Origin of the sequence: Streptococcus infantis (genome assembly GCF_047460685.1) — a bacterium.
In the GTDB taxonomy this organism is placed as follows: Bacteria; Bacillota; Bacilli; order Lactobacillales; family Streptococcaceae; genus Streptococcus; species Streptococcus infantis_AD.
Map to the genome: position 1 here is coordinate 25,984 of NZ_JASHFS010000016.1, position 17,451 is coordinate 43,434.

Here is a 17,451-nt window from a genome sequence, read left to right on the forward strand (position 1 = left end):
ATGTTATAAAACCTAACATATAAGGAGAAATGAATCATGAGCATGAAAAAACGCTTATTAGGAGCAGGTTTGACGCTTGCTGCTGCGGTCCTATTGACAGCATGTGGCCAGTCAGCATCAGACGGTAAAACATACTCGTCGACCTTTGGTGCAGATCCAACAACCTTCAACTATCTCTTGGACTACGCTGGTGATAACACTGCTATTGTAACCAATTTGGTTGATGGTTTGCTTGAAAATGATAACTACGGAAACCTCATTCCTGCCCTTGCAGAAGATTGGAGTGTTTCTAAGGATGGTTTAACTTATACCTACAAACTTCGCCAAGATGCCAAGTGGTTTACAGCTGACGGTGAGGAATACGCTCCCCTTAAAGCACAAGACTTTGTAACTGGTATCAAGTATGCTGCTGACAACAAGGGACAAGCTTTGGACTTGATTCAGAACTCTATCAAGGGCTTGGATGATTATGTAACAGGTGCAAATACTGACTTCTCAAATGTTGGTGTCAAAGCCTTAGATGACTATACTGTCCAATATACCTTGACACGACCAGAACCATTCTGGAACTCAAAAACAACCAACAGTATCTTATTCCCTGTAAACGAAGAATTCCTTGCTTCTAAAGGTAAAGACTTCGGAACTTTGAAACCTGACAGCATTCTTTATAGCGGACCATATTTGTTAAAAGATTTTACATCTAAGTCTTCTATCGAATATGTGAAAAACCCACATTACTATGACCAAGAAAAAGTAACGATTGAAAAGGTAAAATTGGCCTACTTTGATGGTTCAGACCAAGACTTGACAATTCGTAACTTTGAAAGTGGTGCTTACTCATCTGCAGGTGTTTATCCAAATAGCTCAAACTTCGCTAAGACAAAGGAAAAATACAAGGACAATATCGTTTATAGCTTGCAAGATGCAACATCTTGGTACTATAACTTTAACGTCAACCGTGGTGCTTATAACCATACTGCAAAAACAAGCGATGAACAAAAACAAGCAACTCAAGCTGCAGTTTTGAATAAAAACTTCCGTCAGGCAGTTAACTTCGCCATTGATCGTACAGCCTACTCAGCTCAATCAAATGGTGAAGAAGCAGCTAAGAACACTCTTCGTAACTCGCTTGTACCACCAACTTTCGTACAAGTTGGAGACAAGACTTTTGGTGAAACAGTTGCTTCCAAATTGGTCAACTATGGTACACAATGGTCAAATATGAATCTTGAAGATGCTCAAGACGGTTATTTCAATAAAGATAAAGCACAAGCCAAGTTTGCAGAAGCTAAAAAAGAATTAGAAGCCCAAGGTGTGAGCTTCCCAATTCATTTGGACTTGCCTGTAGACCAGGTAAACAAGACTTTGCTTTCTGGAACAAACTCAATCAAACAATCAATCGAATCAACGCTCGGTTCTGAAAATGTAGTGGTTGATGTTATCCAATTGTCGACAGATGATTATACAAATGCAACAGTTCAAGCACCAACTCCAGCTGATCATGACTATGATTTGAACTTGGATGGATGGTCAGCTGACTACCAAGATCCTTCAACTTACCTCAATCCTTTCAACGCTGAAGATGGATTCTATCTCAAGATTTTAGGACTTGATCCAAGCAAGGATGCTGATAAGATTACAAGTATCGGTTTGGACCAATTTACTCAAAAATTAAAAACAGCAGATGCAGAAAATACAGACGTAGCGAAACGCTATGAAAACTACGCAGATGCACAAGCTTGGTTGATTGATAGTTCCCTTCTAATCCCAGTTGTGTCAAACGGTGGTGGAGCTTCGGTGACACGCGTGACACCATTTACACGTGCTTACTCACTAGTTGGTATCAAAGGAACTGGAAGCAACTACAAGTACATGAGATTGCAGACAGATGTTGTTACAAGCTCTCAATTTGCTGAAGCCAAGGCTAAATGGGAACACGAACGTAAAAATTCTGTCGAGAAGAGTCAAAAAGACTTTGAAAGTCACGTGAAATAAGTTTAAGAAGATAGGTTGGGTAAAAACTCAATTTGAAAATGAAATTGAGTGAAGTTTTCAAGTATAAAATGCATAGTATAAAGTTTTTGAACACTTAATACTATGTGTTTTTTTTATTTTGAAGACTTTTACCCTGCCTTTTGTTTTTTATTATAGTAGATTGAAATAAGGTATGAACAGAAAGGTTAGGAAAGTCAAACTAATTTCTAGAAATATTTTTAGCAGTTGTAGTGCACTGTTCTAGATTCAATCTACTATAATTTCTAAAAATGTTTTAGAATTCGTAGCGTACTATTCTAAGTTCATTTTACTATAACGATAAGTCTTTGCTGCGACAGCGGGTTGTTTTTTTGTTTTCAAGACTCTAAAAGGCTGTTTTTATAAAAATTTGAGTATCTCTAGTTAAATTCTTCTACTTTCTTGGTAATTATTGAAAGTTTTAGAGTGTGAGAGTATGGGATTGAGAACTTGTCAACCGATTTCTATCTCCTGGTATTTTTGTTGGCAGTCTTCTTCCAAAAAAAGATATGAGGCATTTAATGATTGAAATATAGTATTTTTGGTTTTGAGGTGAAATAAAACGGTTGCAATTCAGGTGTTGATAGCATCCGGTGTTAGTTTGTGATATAATAGAAATAAAATAATTAATAGAGGTGTAAGGTGGGGAGACGTTTAAAAGAAAATAAAACGAGCAAGTTTCAGCAAAGTTTCAATATTATTTTGTTGTTTCTATATATAGTGCTTACTTGTTTTTTGCTGTTTTTAATATTCAGATATCATATCTTAGCCGTCAGTTATATCAATCTTCTTCTAGCAGCTATTATGGTGTTCATTGCGCTAGTAGCTTTATTTTTAATATCAAATAGAAAAGCTAAGAAGTTTACTTTAATCATGCTCTTGCTATCTATTGTAGCTAGCTCACTAGCCTTGGTTGGAGTTCATCAGTTCGTTAGTTTGGCCAATCATTTAAATGCAACATCTAACTATTCTAGTTACTCCATCAGTGTTGCAGTTTTGGCGGATAGTGAGATTGGTAATGTGTCCCAACTATCCAGTGTGACAGCTCCGACAAAAACAGATGCGGAGAATATCAAAAAACTGCTCGATGATATTAAGACAAGTCAGAATAAAGACCTAAAGGTTGAGGATAGTTCTTCGTATCTTGCGGCTTATAAGAGTCTCTTAGCTGGAGAGACCAAGGCAATTGTTTTGAATAGTGTCTTTGAAAATCTGATTGAACAAGAGTATCCAGAACACGCCAAAAAAATCAAGAAAATTTATACCAAAGAACTAACAAAAACTGTTGAGGCACCTAAGTCTTCTCAAAACAAGGCTTTTAATATCTATATTAGTGGGATTGACACATACGGACCGATTAGCTCTGTTTCTCGTTCGGATGTCAATATCATCATGACGGTTAATCAAGAAACCAAGAAAATTCTCTTGACAACGACCCCTCGTGATGCTTATGTACCCATAGCTGATGGAGGCAATAACCAAAATGATAAATTGACTCATGCAGGTATTTATGGTGTGGATGCTTCGATTCATACTTTGGAAAATCTTTATGGAATTGATCTAAATTACTATGCACGACTCAATTTCACTTCCTTCTTGAAATTAATTGATCTCTTAGGTGGTGTCGATGTTAATAATGACCAGGAATTCACCTCACTTCATGGCAATTACCATTTTCCTGTTGGCAATGTTCATCTAGACTCTGAGCGGGCCCTAGGCTTTGTACGCGAGCGTTATTCATTAGCAAACGGCGATGGAGACCGTGGGCGCAATCAACAGAAAGTCATTTCTGCAATTGTCCAGAAACTAACTTCGGCAGAAGCATTGAAAAATTTTGATGATATTATGCAAAGTTTACAGGATTCTGTCCAAACTAATATGCCACCTGAAACAATGGTTAGCTTAGTGAACGCCCAACTAGCAAGTGGAGGGAAATATACTGTCATCACTCGAGATCTAAAGGGAACTGGTCGTATGGATCTTCCTTCCTATGCCATGCCTGACAGCAGTCTTTATATGCTAGAGGTGGACCCAAATAGCTTAGAGACACTCAAAACAGAAATTAAAGATATCATGGAAGGAAAATAAGATGATTGATATCCATTCACACATAGTTTTTGATGTAGATGATGGTCCTAAGGATAAGGCAGAAAGTATAGCGCTTCTGAAGGAGGCCTATGCTCAAGGAATCCGTACCATCGTTTCGACTTCCCATCGTCGAAAGGGAATGTTTGAAACACCAGAAGAGGACATATTAAGAAATTTTAAAGTTGTCAAGGAGTTGGCTAAAGAGGTTGCTCCTGATTTAACCATCTTGTATGGAGCAGAGATTTATTACAGCAGTGATGCTTTAAACAAATTAGAGAATCAGCAGATTCCACAACTAAATGGCACCCGTTATGCCTTGATAGAATTCAGCATGAATACCCCTTATCGTGAAATCCATAGCGCATTGACCAATGTTTTGATGTTGGGAATAACCCCTGTTATTGCCCATATAGAACGTTATGATGCTTTGGAAAATAATGAAAAAAGAGTGCGAGACCTCATCAACATGGGATGTTATACACAGGTCAACAGTTCGAGTATCCTTAAAACAAAATTGTTTGGTGATACTTATAAATTCATGAAAAAACGGGCTCGCTATTTCTTAGAGAGGGATTTGGTTCATATAGTTGCTAGTGATATGCACAATCTAGATGGTCGCCCTCCTTATATGAAGGAAGCCTACGAAATAGTGAGTAAAAAGTATGGCCAAGATAAGGCTCGGGAACTCTTTATATTAAATCCCGAAAAAGTCATTAAAGATCAAATTATTTAGGAGTTATAATGAAAGAACAAGATATTATTGAAATTAACGTTATTCAATTGTTAAAAGGACTGTGGAAAAGAAAGTTATTGATTATATTAGTTGCAATTTTGACAGGAGCTGCAGCTTTTGCTTATAGTACTTTTCTTGTTACGCCTCAGTTTTCTAGTACCACGCGTATCTATGTGGTTAATCGTAAGCAAGATGATAAACCAGGATTGACAAATCAAGATTTACAAGCAGGAGCTTACCTGGTTAAGGACTACCGAGAGATCATCCTTTCTCAAGATGTCTTGGAAAAAACAGTTAAAGATCTTGAACTAACTATCAACTCGAAAGCATTGTCACAGAAGGTTCAGGTGACTGTTCCTGCGGATACGCGTATTGTATCCATTTCAGTTATCGACGATAAACCAGATGAAGCAAGTCGAATTGCGAATGCTCTTCGAGAAGTTGCGGCACAAAAGATTATTGCGGTCACCCGTGTTGCGGATGTGACTACGCTAGAAGATGCTCGCCCTGCCACTTCACCTTCCTCACCAAATATTCGTCGTAATACTATAATGGGAGTTGGAGTAGGTGCAGGATTAATGATTTTAGTGGTCTTGTTGCTTGAACTATTCGATGACCGTGTCAAACGTCCAGAAGATATCGAGGATGTTATGAAAATATCACTCCTTGGAGTCATTCCAGATCTTGATAAATTAAAGTAAGGGAGAACTTATGGCGAAGTTAGAATTAACAAAACAAAAACTTGATTCTGCCAAAAAAGCAGAAGAATATTACAATGCTTTACGTACCAATATACAGTTGAGTGGAGATAATTTAAAGGTTATAACGATTTCCTCTGTTGAACCAAGCGAAGGAAAATCGACAACTTCTACAAATATTGCCTTGGCTTTTGCGCGTGCAGGCTACAAGACACTCCTGATTGATGCTGATATCCGAAATTCAGTCATGTCTGGAGTATTCAAATCAAGAGAACGAATCACAGGTTTAACTGATTATCTTGCTGGAACGCAAGACTTATCTCATGGTCTTTGTGAAACAAACATTGATAACTTATTTATGATCCAATCAGGGTCACCTTCTCCAAATCCAACAGCTCTTCTTCAAAGTGCTAATTTTGAATTGATGATTGAAACACTACGGAAATATTTTGATTATATTATTGTTGATACAGCACCAATCGGAGTTGTAATTGATGCAGCAATTATTGTGCAAAAATGCGATGCATCGATTTTGGTTACAGAAGCTGGTGGAACAAAAAGAAGAGATGTTCAAAAAGCTAAGGTTCAGTTAGAACAAACAGGGATCCCATTTTTGGGTGTTGTTTTAAATAAATTTGATGTTAAACGAGAAAAATACGGATCTTACGGTTCTTATGGGAAAAGGTAAAAATAGGATAGGGAGTTCGATATGGAAGGAAGGGGTTTCTACAATGTAACTCTGGCATTCTTGCAGAGTATACTTGTTAGTTTATTAGCTTATGTACTGATTGCAATTTCAGAAACTGACATTGTTTTAAATACAGTATTTGTTCTGTTTTTTCTTCACTTTGTCGCCTTCTATATCAGTGGTTACGGTAAGGATTTTTTAAAACGTGGTCAGTATGTGGAGTTAGTAGAAACAATTAAATATATTATCTTTTATGCTCTGCTGATTAGTTTTTCAAGTTTTTTCTTGAAGGAAAAGTTTGTAATTTCAAGGCGAGGGATGGTATACTTGCTTTCCTTGTATAGTGTTTTGAATTATCTACTCAGTTTCTTTGTGAAGAAATATTGGAGAATCTTCAAACATAATTTGAAGGGAAGTCGTAATATTTTGTTGATTACGGCGATGTCACGTACCGAAAAAGTATTGGATCGATTATTAACAGCTAATGATGTTCAGGGGAAATTGGTTGCGGTAAGCGTTTTAGACATGCCAGAGTTCACCCATGAAAAGGTGGTTGTGGTACCAAAGGAGCAGTTACTGACCTATGCGACACACGAAGTGGTGGATGAAGTCTTTGTCAATCTTCCAAGTGAGGACTATGATATTGGAGCTGTTATTTCTCAGTTTGAAACAATGGGGATTGATGTCACAGTTAACTTAAATGCTTTCGATAAAAGTTTAGGCCGAGATAAACAAATTCATGAAATGGCTGGTTTGAATGTAGTGACATTTTCTACAAATTTTTACAAGCCAAGTCACATAATTGCCAAACGCATCCTCGACATTTGTGGTGCTATTGTTGGGTTGATCCTTTGTGGAATTGCTAGTCTATTTTTAGTTCCCTTGATTCGGAAAGATGGAGGGCCTGCAATCTTTTCACAAACTCGTATCGGAAAAAATGGTCGTCACTTTACCTTTTATAAATTCCGCTCGATGCGAGTCGATGCTGAAGCTATTAAAGAACAGTTGATGGATCAAAATACCATGCAAGGTGGGATGTTTAAGATCAATAACGATCCTCGAGTGACTAAGATTGGACACTTTATCCGAAAAACGAGTTTGGATGAGTTGCCACAATTTTGGAATGTTTTGATTGGAGACATGAGTCTAGTCGGTACGCGTCCGCCGACTGTAGATGAGTACGAAAAGTACACACCTGAACAAAAACGTCGTCTCAGTTTCAAACCTGGTATTACTGGTTTGTGGCAAATTAGTGGTCGAAGTGAAATTACAAACTTCGATGAAGTCGTGAAACTGGATGTGGCTTATATCGATGATTGGACCATCTGGAAAGATTTTGAAATATTGTTAAAAACTGTAAAAGTTGTGTTGATGAGAGATGGAGCGAAATAAGTTTGCGTGCACTCTCTGTCTATAAATTAGGAGTAACATGAAAAAAACTGTCTATATCGTAGGGTCTAAAGGGATTCCGGCTAAATATGGGGGCTTTGAAACCTTTGTTGAAAAATTAACGGCCTTTCAACAAGATAAGGATATCCAATATTATGTGGCTTGTATGCGTGAAAACTCTGCAAAGTCAGGGATTACTGAGGATGTTTTTGAACATAACGGTGCTATCTGTTATAACGTCGATGTACCTAATATTGGTCCAGCGAGAGCTATAGCCTATGATATCGCTGCAATTAACAGAGCGATTGAAATTGCTAAAGAAAATAAGGATGAAGCTCCTATCTTCTATATTTTAGCTTGTCGCATTGGACCTTTTATCCATGGAATCAAGAAAAAAATTCAAGCAATAGGTGGGACTCTTCTGGTTAATCCGGATGGTCATGAGTGGTTGCGTGCTAAGTGGAGTGCTCCAGTTCGTCGTTATTGGAAAATTTCTGAAGGTCTTATGGTCAAACATGCAGATCTTTTAGTGTGTGATAGTAAGAATATTGAAAAGTATATTCAAGAAGATTATAAACAGTACCAACCTAAGACAACCTATATCGCTTATGGGACAGATACAACACGCTCCACATTAAATAGCAGTGATGAAAAAGTGCGTACTTGGTTCAAGGAGAAAAATGTTTCTGAAAACGAGTATTACCTAGTTGTAGGGCGTTTTGTTCCAGAGAATAACTATGAGTCTATGATACGTGGATTTTTAGCATCTAATTCTAAGAAGGACTTTGTCTTAATCACAAATGTAGAACAGAATAAATTTTATAATCAGCTATTAGCAAGTACTGGCTTTGATAAAGATCCACGAGTGAAGTTTGTAGGCACAGTCTACGACCAAGAACTTCTTAAATATATTCGTGAAAACGCCTTTGCTTACTTCCATGGGCATGAGGTTGGTGGAACCAATCCTTCTTTACTAGAGGCTTTGGAGTCAACAAAGTTGAACCTTCTACTCGATGTTGGCTTTAACCGAGAAGTTGGGGAGCAAAGTGCCATCTATTGGAAAAAAGACGAACTATCACAAGTGATTGAGGAAGTTGAACAATTTGATGAAAAGATGATTGATGAGTTAGATAGACAATCAAATCAGAGAATTGCAGATGCTTTCACTTGGGAAAAGATTGTTACAGACTATGAGAATTTATTTAAAATATGAAAATATTACATTATACTTTAGGATTTCAACCCCAGCGAACAGGTGGTTTGGTTAAATATGCTGAGGATTTAATGCTAGAGCAAATTGCTCAAGGTCATCAAGTGACTGTCCTATATCCTGGAAATATTAGGTTGCTTTCAAAAAAAGTAGGAATAAAGAAGGTATCATCAAGAAAGTTTGAGTGTTATGAACTGCTTAATAGCTTACCTCTTGCTTTATTTGGAGGTATATCCAATCCAACTGCTTTCCTGGCATCTTGTGACAAAAATGTTTATCGTACTTTTTTAGAAAAAGTACAACCCGACATTATACATATTCACTCGTTTATGGGATTGCATAAAGAATTCCTCGAAATTGCTAAAAACTTGAATATTAGAGTGGTTTTTACGAGCCATGATTATTATGGATTAGCACCCGTACCTCATTTCTATTTTAATGGGGTGGATTATAGTGATAAAAATACAAACTTAACATGGAATATTATGTCTTCCGATGCTTTAAGTGTGAAAAAACTAAGACTTTTTCAGATTTCATTTTATCCTACTATTCGTAAACTTTTGAAACTATTAGGGAAAAATCCAAAATCTAAAAAGAATTTAGTTATTCGAGATGTTATTGAGGAGCAAGATTTTAGTGAGCTTCGACACTATTATAATGAGATGTTCCATTTGATAGATGGTTATTTGTTTAATAGTAGTTTAGCAAAGAATGTATATGAGCAAAATGAAATTAAACCAACCAAAAGTACAGTATTATCTATAACAAATAGTTCAATTAAACAGCATCAAAGATTGACAACTACAAATGATAAAATTCGAGTCGCTTATATTGGTCCGGATGAAGAATATAAAGGATATTTTGATTTTATTGAGTTTGCTAAAACTTTAGACCTAGAGTTATACGAAGTTGCAACTTATGGTCACTTTCCAAATGAAGAATGTCCTTCATTCATTGAACAAAAAGGATATTTTACCAAGGAAACGATTGATAGTGTCTATGAAAATATTGATATTCTTATTGTTCCAAGTAAGTGGAAGGAGACATTTGGATTGATAACAGTAGAAGCATTATCCTATGGGGTAAATGTTTTTGTGAGTGAAAATGTTGGATCAAAAGACTTACTTCCAGAAACACATGTTTTTAAAAATCAGAATGACTTAGTAGTTAAAGTTATAGAAAATGATATAGAAAATACAAAATTAAAAACTATAGATGAACACTCGAAAGAAGTGATTCAGTATTATGAAAGAGTGATAAATGATAGTTGAGAGCTTAATAAAAAAGATTACTGGAAAAGCAGTAGACATTCACCCTGATGTACCCATGGCGTATATACTACAAAGAGGTATGAACTATGGTTTTGGACTCTTTCGTGGATTTGTACGTGGAATCGGATTTGGTCAAAAGGGGAAGCGTTTATTCATTGGACAAGGAGTTTCTATCTTAGCAAAGCGTAAATTATTTGTTGGGAAAAATGTTCGAATTGGTAAAAAGGTGTCTATAGATGCACTGTCGAAAGAAGGAATCCATTTTGCAGATAATGTGAAGATTGGAGATTATTCTCAAATTATTGGAACAGGATCTATAAAAAATATGGGGATTGGCTTGAAAGTTGGTAAGAACTCATCTTTTTCAGAATATAGTTTATTTGGTTCTGCTGGAGGTATCACAATTGGTGATAATGTTATCGCAGGTCAGAATGTTCGTTTTCATGCTGAAAATCATAATTATAGTGATTTAAATAAACTTATTGTTGAACAAGGTGTATCTCGAAAGGGAATATCAGTAGGACATAATTGTTGGATTGGTGCTGGAGCTGTTTTTTTGGATGGGTCCAGCATTGGTTCAGGTTGTGTTGTTGGAGCGAATGCTGTTGTCACTAAGCAGTTTCCAGATAATGTTATCATAGGTGGAGTACCAGCTAGAATACTGGCCTATAGATAGTGTTTAACTATTTCTGAAAGGAAGAGAATTTATGCCTACATTTAGTGTAGTTGTTCCAGTTTATAATGTAGAGAATTATTTATCTCAATGTTTAAATACTCTTGTAAATCAGTCTTTTAAAGATTTTGAACTTATCTTGGTAAACGATGGTTCTACTGACACATCTGGAAGTCTTTGTGAAGAATGGGGGAAAAAAGATCATCGGATAAAAGTAATACATAAAACCAATGAAGGTCTTGGTTTTGCACGTAACACAGGTATTGAAAATTGTACAGGAGATTATATTGTCTTTGTTGATTCGGATGATTATGTCTCATATGAGATGCTTGAAATTTATGATACATACTTACAACGTTTTAATGCAGACGTGATTTATAGTGAAAATTTTTATCGAGTGGATAATAAAGGAAATATTATAGGACCACTTGATCAGAGCCTAGATTCCATTTTTTATAAAAATGATTCAATTTTCACAGAACTTTTACCAGATGTAATATCTTCACCACCAGAATTTATTGGAGATGGAAAGATAGGTGTTTCAGTGTGGAAAGGGGTATATAAACGTTCTTTGTTTAAGGATAAAGGGCTATTATTTCATTCGGAAAGAGAATTCATTTCAGAAGATGCTATTTTTCAAATTGATTGTTTAAAATTAGCAACATCCGCCCTTGTTATCCCAGATATTTTATACTACTATCGTGAAAACTTTGGTTCTTTAAGTATGAAATATAAAGAAGATCGATTTGAGTTGGATAAAATCTTGTATAACGAGCAATTAAAAAGAGTTAAGGGATTACCTAATCAAGAAATTTTGGAAGAAAGAATCGAGAGAATTTTAATTGCTAATATTCGTTTATGTATTTTTCAGGAATCCTTATATAAAAGTTCTAGAATTCATAAACGCTTGCAAAGAATTAGACAGATTTGTAAGGATCCTATCTCAAAAGCAGTTTTGTATCACTATCCAATCCATCGTTTACCTTTTCCTAAACGTTTGATCTGTGTATTAGCTAAGTATAATATGTCGATGTTGCTTTTAGCTTTAACCTTATTAAAATATCGGAATCGGAGTGTATAGATTTTATGGCGATGAATATAGAAAAATTAAAACTATCTTTAAAAAATGGAACGTTTTTTCCTGTTGTTATTCACGCCTTACGTAACCGTTGGCCCTTGTGGTGGATTCGGAGTAAGGCTATTCGAGAAGTGCAACTTGAAGATAGGGCCTACAGAATACTAAAAAAGAAATACGGTTCTTTAATTTCAAACCCTTTTGATAAATCATACTTATCAGAAAAAGTTCCCAAGCAAATCTGGATTTGCTGGTTTCAAGGTATGGAGAATGCTCCAGATTTGGTGAAATCATGTTATAAGTCTGTTAAAAGAGAATTTCCAGATTATAAAATTACAGTATTAACGGCTCAGACTATTCAACAGTATGTAACAATTCCTGAAGAAATTTTGTATAAGTGGAATAAAGGTATCATAAATAACGCAAATTTTTCAGATGTTTTGCGTGTTGAGATTTTATCTAAATATGGAGGTATTTGGTTAGATGCCACAGTTTATTGCACTGGTAGTACAATTAAGGAATTAATTGAAAAAAATCCATTTTTTATGTATAAGAGTCTATCTTCAATCGAAGAAAATATTTCATCATCAAGCTGGATGATTGCTTCAACAGCAAATCACCCTTTAATACTATCTGTGAAGAAGTTGCTAGTAGAATATTGGTGTAGAGAGAATATTGCAATACATTATTTTGTTTTTCATTTGCTGTTCACGATTGTAGCTGAACATTATTCGGATGTTTGGCAGTCTGTACCCACCTATACGAACGCAGCACCACATATAATGGTTGATGAATTAAATAATGATTTTTCAAAGGAACGTTACCAGCAATTATGTCAAATTTCTGATTTTCATAAATTAAATTATAAAAAAAATTACAATGATAAATCTGAGAGCTTGTACAGTTACTTACTGAATCAGTAGAGGGGAGAATCTTGCCTAGTTTAAAGAAAAACATTGTTTACAATGTCTTATATCAGATCTTAGCTGTAATAGTACCGTTTATTACCTCACCTTACTTAGCGCGTGTGTTAGGTGCAGAGCAAATTGGAGTTTATTCTTTTACCTATTCCGTTGCTTTTTACTTTATGATTCTGTCCATGTTGGGGATTTCTAATTATGGGAATCGGACAATAGCACAGGTACGAACAAGTAGAGAAAATTTGAATCAGGAATTTTCGAATATTTACGCGGTTCAGTTAACGTGTTCACTAGTTATGACCGTCTCATATTTGATTTATGCAACAGTATTTGTGAATAGTTTTCAGATTGTAGCCTATATCCAAGTATTACATGTTTTATCGTATGCAACAGATGTTAGTTGGTTTTTTTATGGTCTTGAAGAGTTTCGTATTACAGTTGCTAGGAATTCATTTGTTAAATTATTGACTTTAATATCTATCTTTACATTTGTAAAAAGCCCTAATGATATCTATTTATATACCTTTATAATGGCAGGGAGTACCCTGCTTGGTCAGTTGATTACATGGCCATTTTTGTTAAAACAAGTAAACTTTGTGCGCCCTAGTCTTGGAAAAATAAAGAAACACATGAAACCTATTATTATTTTATTTTTCCCCGTCTTAGCGGTTAGTATTTTTTCGTTTCTAGATAAAATAATGCTTGGAATGTATAGTAGTTTGAAGGAAACTGCTTTTTATGAGAATTCAGATAAGATCATTAGTATTCCAAAAGCTCTGATTCAAGCCTTTGGAGCTGTAATGTTGCCTCGAACAGTACATTTACTGAGTATAGGTGATGAACAAAAAAGTTTAGAATATGTTGATAAAACGATGTGGATCGTTTTAGTGATTACAATGGGCTGTGCTTTCGGTTTAGCAGGAGTTTCTGCAACCTTTGCTCCTGTTTATTGGGGTGAAGAATTTAGGACAAGTAGCCAAATTATTGCAGGAATGACACCGGCTTTAGTATTTTCGGCTTTTGGAAATGTCATCCGAACTCAGTTTTTAATTCCACGAAGTTTTGACAAGGAATATACGGTATCTTTGCTTTATGGAGCCGTTGTTAATATTTTGATTAATATTATTTTGATTCCGAAGATAGGAGCAATGGGAGCTGTTATCGGAACAATTGTTGCAGAGTTAGTTCTATGTTGCTATCAAACGTGGATCGCTAGAAATTATTTACATATCAGAGAATATCTGATAAATGCTGGGATATTATTTCTTATTGGTTCAGTAATGTATATGGTCTTAATTCTTATTTCAAGTATTTTACCTACATCGCTACTTACACTTATTATTGAAATTATAGTCGGAGCTTTTATTTATATTAGTTTATTGATTTTGTACATCTTTTCTTCAAAAAACAGGGTAATTATTGGTTTACGAACAAATTTTTTAGAACGTACTCATTTATTTAAAAGGAAGTAATAGTGAAATTTAAATTTAACCCAATCGCGATATTGTATATATTGTTAGTGTATTTAGAATTAGCTACAGATAGACAACATCTGTATCCTGTAACATACATGACAAAATATTATATTGGTATTTTGATTATTGTATTATTCATTTTATTATTAGTAAGTCTCGGAAAGGTTATTTTTGTTAATAAAAAATTATTATATCTTGCTAAGATATTAGCTATGCCAACAATTGTTCTCTTCTTTTACTCAGTTTTATTACATCTAATGAATCCAGTTCAATTTAGTGGGTATTTTAGTAGATTGTCAAGTATGACTATTTTTGGCTTATTAGCTATCTTTCAAGCTATGGTTGTTTTTCAATTTTTTGGACAAAAAGTAGTAGATTACACTTTTACAGCAATATCACTTAGTTACTTAACTAGTATCATTGTTGCCTATAGTCAAGGAGGACTTAGTCAATTTATTTTGATGTTAACAGATGATAGTTTCAATGGTTCGGTGCTAGAAATGCATGAGGTAGCACCAATTACAGCTCTCTTTATTCTGTACTATCTGTATCAATATTTTATAAAAGAAAATAGTTTTTCTGCAGTATTTCGTAAGATCTTAATAGCTCTTATTATTCTCTTTTTAAGTCTTAAACGAATCGTATTTTTGAGTGTGTTAATTATCATACCAGTATTTTTAGTAATTTATTGGTATTATAAAAAAGTGAGCAAACTAGGGAAAGAACGAAAAATTTTAAGTTTATTAAATGCCTTTTCCTTAGTATTTATAACAGGAATATTCCTTTATGTTTATAGTATTAAATCTGGTTTTATATATACATTTATCCAAGAACATAATATCAATTCGATGGCTAGAACAGATTTATGGAAGGGAATTGAATCAACCTATAGCTTTACACCTATATTTATGGGGAGAGGGGTAGGTTTTGCATCAAAATGGATGGATAATAATTGGATGACTTTAAATATCAATGGTCTTACAGGGTCAATGGGGATTCATAATGATATTTTGAAGTACTACATTGAGATAGGATTTGTAGGATTATTTATTTATTTTTACACCCTTCTTTATAGAAATGCTAAACGTATATTTGTAAAAATTGGTCATAAGGAATCATTCATATATTTTGTCTTGACAATGTTTCAGATGCTGATATGGTTTACGGATAATATTTCGATTTACCATAATTTTTTATGGATCCTAAATCTACTGCTCTTTTCTTTAACTAGTACGGAAACAGAATTAGAAACTCAGAAACTATAAAATATTTATTTCTTGAATTTACGGTCTTACGCCGTAAATTTGAACCCACTAATGAATAATAGTAATTTATAAAAATAATATGAAATTTTATATAAAAAATTTATTAAAAAAAGTCTTTACATTACCGTTGAATTTATTACCTATTCAGTCTAATAAAATAGTGTTTGATAATTTTGGTGGTAGAGGTTTGGGAGATAATCCCAAGTATATACTTGAAGAACTTGTCTCTCGAGAAAAGGATCTAGATCTTGTATGGATATCAAAAGATAGAGAAATTTCTGTCCCAAAAGGTGTTCGTGTAGTAAAATATGGAAGTTTCCGTTCTTTCTACGAATGGTTAACAGCTAGAGTTTGGGTAGATAATATTCGCTGTTCTGATCGACCTTGGAAGCGTAAAGGACAGATTTATCTTCAAACTTGGCATGGCTCAGATGGGGTAAAGTTAATTGAAAAAAGTGTTGCAGGGAGCCTAAAAAAAACTTATCTTAGAATGGCGAAGTATGATGGAAAGATTACAGACGGTATCGTATCAAGTCGGCACTTTCAAACTTTGGGGATGCAAAATAATTTTTGGCTGACAGAGGATGTGGAGTTTCTTGAATTTGGATTACCTCGAAATGATGATTTTTTTAAAAGTGAAAAAATCAAAACTACAAACATAAAATTTAGAAGTTTATTTGATATTGATTTAGACGAACTGGTGGTTTTGTATATGCCGACGTTCAGAGATGATGGATCGTTGGATGCCTATAATTTAGATTACTCGAAACTAATACATGCTTTTCAAAACAAATTTAGAAAAAATGTAAAAATATTAGTTCGTCTTCATCCAATTGTTGATTCTAGTTTTATAAATTTGCAGGATACAAACTGTATAAATGTGTCAACCTATTCAAATCCTCAGGATTTGATGATGAGTGCAGATGTAATGATTACGGATTATTCGTCATCTTCGATTGATTTTATGTTATTAAATCGTCCAGTATTTCTGTATTTACCAGATTATCAAAGATATGTGAACGATAGACCATTGGATAATAATTTTTATAAATTGCCATTTCCAAGAGCGTATCATAACAATGAGTTGATAGAAATTATTAGAGATTTTGAAAGAAGTAATTATGATGAAAAAGTTCGTCTGTATGAATTAGAGGACGTTCGTTTTGATAGAGGAAAAGCCTCGGTACAGTGTGCTAATTGGATTGAAGAAAAAATAAAAAAACAATAGGGTTATTGATTGAAATAATTATATTTTTTGAATGATAAATAAGGAGACCTTTAGATGAAAAGAGTTATAACATATGGTACATTTGATTTATTGCATTATGGTCATATCAATCTGTTGAAACGTGCTAAACAACTAGGTGATTACTTGATTGTGGTTGTTTCAAGTGATGAGTTTAATTTAAAAGAAAAGAATAAAGTATGTTACTTTAACTATGAACACAGAAAAAATTTAGTAGAAGCTATTCGATATGTAGATCTAGTAATCCCTGAAACTAGTTGGGAACAGAAAAAGTCAGATGTCAAAGAATACCATATTGATACTTTTGTGATGGGTGATGATTGGAAAGGTAAATTTGATTATCTTGAAGAAGAAGGTGTTGAAGTAGTTTATTTGCCTAGAACAAAAGAAATATCAACCACAAAGATAAAAGAAGATTTGTCAGAATGAACTATTATTAAAAAATGCTGATATAAGAAATTGTAGCTTTTGTGTCTAGTTTTTGATAGAATAAAGTAACAACACTTTAACCATCGAAGTGAGGTGAGAATAATGGCAGTAATTTTTAAAGATGTACTTACTGAAGAGAAGACTGATGAAGAAAAACAACATATTTTATCTATTTTAAATGGTGAGTATGACTTATCTGATGATGTGAGTCGTAGATTACGACGACTGAATGAGAAAAGTAAACGTTTGAAAGTGTTTAGTAAGGAGACGCACTAATT

Annotated in this window: 16 protein-coding genes; all 16 read left to right on the forward strand. The window is 34.3% G+C overall.

The window, feature by feature from the left end; translation table 11 throughout:
• Positions 1–36: 36 nt before the first annotated feature.
• The 16 genes from QM917_RS08525 to QM917_RS08600 all read left to right on the forward strand — a co-directional run bounded on the left by QM917_RS08525 (position 37) and on the right by QM917_RS08600 (position 17,449).
• Positions 37–1,995, forward strand: a complete 1,959-nt coding sequence (locus tag QM917_RS08525; protein WP_281335616.1) for a peptide ABC transporter substrate-binding protein — start codon at positions 37–39, stop codon at positions 1,993–1,995.
• Between the two features lie 660 nt (positions 1,996–2,655).
• Positions 2,656–4,101 (forward strand): LCP family protein, encoded by a 1,446-nt coding sequence (locus QM917_RS08530; protein ID WP_414285463.1) that lies wholly within the window; start codon positions 2,656–2,658, stop codon positions 4,099–4,101.
• Between the two features lies 1 nt (position 4,102).
• Positions 4,103–4,834, forward strand: coding sequence for a capsular polysaccharide biosynthesis protein Cps4B (cps4B, locus tag QM917_RS08535; protein ID WP_315640746.1), 732 nt, complete (start codon positions 4,103–4,105; stop codon positions 4,832–4,834).
• Between the two features lie 8 nt (positions 4,835–4,842).
• The gene (locus tag QM917_RS08540; protein WP_315640747.1) at positions 4,843–5,535 is read left to right on the forward strand and encodes a CspC family polysaccharide chain length determinant protein; all 693 of its coding nucleotides are present in this window, start codon (positions 4,843–4,845) and stop codon (positions 5,533–5,535) included.
• A gap of 10 nt (positions 5,536–5,545) precedes the next feature.
• Entirely contained in the window at positions 5,546–6,220 is a 675-nt protein-coding gene (locus tag QM917_RS08545) for a tyrosine-protein kinase (RefSeq protein ID WP_075231280.1), read from the forward strand.
• 21 nt (positions 6,221–6,241) lie between these two features.
• Positions 6,242–7,612, forward strand: a complete 1,371-nt coding sequence (locus QM917_RS08550; protein ID WP_075231281.1) for a sugar transferase — start codon at positions 6,242–6,244, stop codon at positions 7,610–7,612.
• Positions 7,613–7,649: 37 nt separating this feature from the next.
• Positions 7,650–8,822, forward strand: coding sequence for a beta 1-4 rhamnosyltransferase Cps2T (gene cps2T / locus QM917_RS08555; protein WP_414285464.1), 1,173 nt, complete (start codon positions 7,650–7,652; stop codon positions 8,820–8,822).
• Positions 8,819–10,090 carry a glycosyltransferase family 4 protein gene (locus QM917_RS08560; RefSeq protein WP_414285465.1) on the forward strand — a complete coding sequence of 424 codons (1,272 nt, stop codon included), beginning with the start codon at positions 8,819–8,821 and terminating at the stop codon, positions 10,088–10,090. The genes cps2T and QM917_RS08560 overlap by 4 nt, the downstream gene beginning before the upstream one ends.
• Complete coding sequence (locus QM917_RS08565; RefSeq protein WP_033680704.1) at positions 10,080–10,766, forward strand: acyltransferase; 687 nt, start codon at positions 10,080–10,082, stop codon at positions 10,764–10,766. The genes QM917_RS08560 and QM917_RS08565 overlap by 11 nt, the downstream gene beginning before the upstream one ends.
• Positions 10,767–10,797: 31 nt before the next feature.
• Entirely contained in the window at positions 10,798–11,844 is a 1,047-nt protein-coding gene (locus tag QM917_RS08570; protein ID WP_033680703.1) for a glycosyltransferase family 2 protein, read from the forward strand.
• Positions 11,845–11,849: 5 nt separating this feature from the next.
• A complete protein-coding gene (locus tag QM917_RS08575) occupies positions 11,850–12,761 on the forward strand; it encodes a capsular polysaccharide synthesis protein (RefSeq protein WP_101785388.1) in 912 nt (303 codons plus the stop codon).
• Positions 12,762–12,772: 11 nt separating this feature from the next.
• Positions 12,773–14,230 carry an oligosaccharide flippase family protein gene (locus QM917_RS08580; RefSeq protein ID WP_414269607.1) on the forward strand — a complete coding sequence of 486 codons (1,458 nt, stop codon included), beginning with the start codon at positions 12,773–12,775 and terminating at the stop codon, positions 14,228–14,230.
• Positions 14,231–14,232: 2 nt separating this feature from the next.
• Positions 14,233–15,498, forward strand: coding sequence for an O-antigen ligase family protein (locus QM917_RS08585; protein ID WP_414285466.1), 1,266 nt, complete (start codon positions 14,233–14,235; stop codon positions 15,496–15,498).
• 79 nt (positions 15,499–15,577) lie between these two features.
• Positions 15,578–16,726, forward strand: a complete 1,149-nt coding sequence (locus QM917_RS08590; protein WP_414285467.1) for a CDP-glycerol glycerophosphotransferase family protein — start codon at positions 15,578–15,580, stop codon at positions 16,724–16,726.
• 54 nt (positions 16,727–16,780) lie between these two features.
• Positions 16,781–17,173: a glycerol-3-phosphate cytidylyltransferase gene (gene tagD, locus QM917_RS08595; RefSeq protein WP_075231289.1), complete on the forward strand. Its 393-nt coding sequence runs from the start codon at positions 16,781–16,783 to the stop codon at positions 17,171–17,173.
• Positions 17,174–17,275: 102 nt separating this feature from the next.
• Complete coding sequence (locus QM917_RS08600; RefSeq protein WP_194251832.1) at positions 17,276–17,449, forward strand: hypothetical protein; 174 nt, start codon at positions 17,276–17,278, stop codon at positions 17,447–17,449.
• Positions 17,450–17,451 lie beyond the last annotated feature (2 nt).

Bases quoted from the DNA above. Each gene is read 5' to 3' on its own strand.
- QM917_RS08525 (WP_281335616.1), top strand. From the start codon at position 37: ATGAGCATGAAAAAACGCTTATTAGGAGCAGGTTTGACGCTTGCTGCT.
- cps4B (WP_315640746.1), top strand. From the start codon at position 4,103: ATGATTGATATCCATTCACACATAGTTTTTGATGTAGATGATGGTCCT.
- QM917_RS08540 (WP_315640747.1), top strand. From the start codon at position 4,843: ATGAAAGAACAAGATATTATTGAAATTAACGTTATTCAATTGTTAAAA.
- QM917_RS08545 (WP_075231280.1), top strand. From the start codon at position 5,546: ATGGCGAAGTTAGAATTAACAAAACAAAAACTTGATTCTGCCAAAAAA.
- QM917_RS08550 (WP_075231281.1), top strand. From the start codon at position 6,242: ATGGAAGGAAGGGGTTTCTACAATGTAACTCTGGCATTCTTGCAGAGT.
- cps2T (WP_414285464.1), top strand. From the start codon at position 7,650: ATGAAAAAAACTGTCTATATCGTAGGGTCTAAAGGGATTCCGGCTAAA.
- QM917_RS08560 (WP_414285465.1), top strand. From the start codon at position 8,819: ATGAAAATATTACATTATACTTTAGGATTTCAACCCCAGCGAACAGGT.
- QM917_RS08565 (WP_033680704.1), top strand. From the start codon at position 10,080: ATGATAGTTGAGAGCTTAATAAAAAAGATTACTGGAAAAGCAGTAGAC.
- QM917_RS08570 (WP_033680703.1), top strand. From the start codon at position 10,798: ATGCCTACATTTAGTGTAGTTGTTCCAGTTTATAATGTAGAGAATTAT.
- QM917_RS08575 (WP_101785388.1), top strand. From the start codon at position 11,850: ATGGCGATGAATATAGAAAAATTAAAACTATCTTTAAAAAATGGAACG.
- QM917_RS08590 (WP_414285467.1), top strand. From the start codon at position 15,578: ATGAAATTTTATATAAAAAATTTATTAAAAAAAGTCTTTACATTACCG.
- tagD (WP_075231289.1), top strand. From the start codon at position 16,781: ATGAAAAGAGTTATAACATATGGTACATTTGATTTATTGCATTATGGT.
- QM917_RS08600 (WP_194251832.1), top strand. From the start codon at position 17,276: ATGGCAGTAATTTTTAAAGATGTACTTACTGAAGAGAAGACTGATGAA.